This window comes from Parasphingorhabdus sp., from assembly GCF_049667325.1.
In the GTDB taxonomy this organism is placed as follows: domain Bacteria; phylum Pseudomonadota; class Alphaproteobacteria; order Sphingomonadales; family Sphingomonadaceae; genus Parasphingorhabdus.
The window spans coordinates 1-2297 of the sequence record NZ_JBATHY010000280.1; the positions used below are offsets into that span (position 1 = coordinate 1).

2 protein-coding genes and 1 pseudogene are annotated in these 2297 nt (G+C 56.2%); 1 reads left to right on the forward strand and 2 read right to left on the reverse strand.

Annotated elements, in window-relative coordinates:
* On the forward strand, window positions 1–924 hold a 924-nt coding region (locus WBM93_RS12570), incomplete at its 5' end, for a hypothetical protein (protein ID WP_424432209.1).
* Between the two features lie 259 nt (window positions 925–1183).
* On the opposite strand, the gene WBM93_RS12575 is transcribed toward WBM93_RS12570, so the two are convergent.
* A complete protein-coding gene (locus tag WBM93_RS12575) occupies window positions 1184–1885 on the reverse strand; it encodes a glutathione S-transferase family protein (protein ID WP_424432210.1) in 702 nt (233 codons plus the stop codon).
* A 152-nt stretch (window positions 1886–2037) separates the two neighbouring features.
* A pseudogene (purT, locus tag WBM93_RS12580) lies at window positions 2038–2297 on the reverse strand (phosphoribosylglycinamide formyltransferase 2); the annotation flags it as partial.

Genomic DNA, 2297 nt, shown 5'->3' on the forward strand with positions numbered 1-2297 from the left:
GTCGGAGGAGTCGCGCAAACGGCGGAAACCGATTCTGATACGTTTAAAGTTGATCGAAAAATAATGCTGACCGTTTCAGAGGTGGGCGCCTCTTCGACGTTCGTTTTCCCCAACAGGCAGGATGCTGTTACAGCTTTTACAGTAACCAACACATCAAATGCGGTGCTGGATTTTGGCTTGTCGGCCGCGCAGCTCACCGGAGGGACGGCGGAGCACGGCGGAACTGATAATTTCGACATAACTGGACTGCAGATTTTCATCGATAGCAACGGCAATGGTTTTTATGATGTTGGCACTGATATCGCTACATTTATTGACGAACTGCCCGCGGACACCAGCGCGACAGTTTTTATTGTAGGAGATATTCCCATTTCCCAGGTCGATAACGATGTTGCCGGTGTCATTTTGACCGCGACCGCGAAAGAATCCGGCATTGTCGGTACTGAAGGCGCGTTGGTAACCCAAGACACGGGCGCCAATACCGCCGGTGTTGAGACCGTGTTTGCCGATAATGCAGGTGCGACAGATAGCGCTCAAGATGGGATGCACAGCTCTGGAGACGACTACACGATCTTTGCCGTTGAACTCAGCGTAAATAAAACCAGCACCGTGATCAGCGATCCGATCAGCGGAGTTACAAACCCTAAAGCTATCCCGGGCGCTACGGTAGAATATTGTATCGCTGTAACCAACAATGACACGAGCATCTCTGCCGAGAGCGTTACCGTTTCCGACACCATTCCCGCCAATCTATCCTATGATTCCGGATTCGGTGTGGTAACCAGAGGGACGGTAACCGGGCTAGTTTGCAACGCCGATGGTACGGGTACAGGCAGTGAATCGAGCGGCGCTATTTCGGGTAACCTCGGTAGTATCTCAGCCGGCTCCACTAAAACTCTAGTTTTCCGCGTCGCTATTGATTGACTGATACCTAGGCGATCTAAATCGATTCAACTTCTGGTTTCAAGCCTAGTACAAAAGCATTGTCCAGCACAATCACGCGAATCCACGGATGCTCCCAAAGCCGCCACGAGAGCCGGATAATATCAACGTCCGTTATTGGGGCGTCAGCTGCCTGTCAGCTTTCAGCAATCGGGTTACCAAGGGAGAACGGCGGAATCCTGGTCGCAGTCGAAAACTCCAACCAACCCCGCCGGTTGCAATTTCCGGTCGGCGGACTCTGCTAAGCATTCAGATCAAATTTCTCCGGCACCATTTTCGCCAGCATCTTCTGGCAAGCTGCCAGATTGCGCTGGAATATTTCATGCGCGTTCATCGCTTCGAGAAACGCCGTCAGTGCCGGCCATTTGGCGGCGTCAAACGGGGTCACGATCAGGTCGGTCTGCATCAGTTGCGCGGCGATCGCGATATCGGCGATCGAGAGTGTGTCGCCGAGGAAATAAGTGCCTCCATCAAGCTGCGCTTCGAGATAATCCCAAAGCGGTGGCAATTTCTCGTTCCAGGTCTGGCGCGCGGTGTCGAGATCAGGCTCCTTGCCGGTCATCGCGGCAAAGATAATCGGCCGGAACACCCCTCCCCCGCCAGCCATCGCCATCGCGCTGTCGGCATATTCCTCAAGCCACAGCGCGCGGCCGTGGAGATAGGGATCTTCGGGATAAGCGGCTGGCGCGGGGCATTTCTTTTCCAGAAACCCGCAGATCGCGGAGCTGTCGGCGATGGTTCCGTCCGGTCCCTCTGCCGCAATAGACGTATCGCGCAGCGCCGGAATCCGGGCCAGCGGACTGATCGCCAGATACCATTCGGGCATCGCCATTATGTTGATCGCTTCGCAATCATAATCGAGCCCCTTGAGCGCGAGCACGGCTTCGGCCTTGCGCTGGAAGGGGGATAGAGGCGAGCCGTAAAGGATATAGGGGGCGGTCATGGGGGTGGTTTCTCCGGTTGGTTGAGAGTGCTTTGGCGGATTGATTGGTGATTGGGAAGCTAGTTTTCCTCTCCCCTTGAGGGAGAGAAAATTTGTCGCACCAAGACGCGAAGCCACAAACGGCAACCGCACATCAATTGTGCGGTTTGCACTCACCCATAGACAATGCCGACCGCATCCGCCGCCTTCTTCGCCAACGCCCGCGCCGCATCCGTATCCGTCCCCGTCGCCAGCGCAACCCCCATCCGCCGATAGGGCCGCGTCACCGGTTTGCCGAAAATCCGCACGTCCGTTTCGGCGCCTGCACTGCCCAGCGCCAGAGCCTCGGCCACGCCGGTAAATTCAAACCGCTCGCTGTCCCGGTCGGCCAGGATCACCGCACTGGCGCTGGCGGGCGCGCTCAACGCAATAT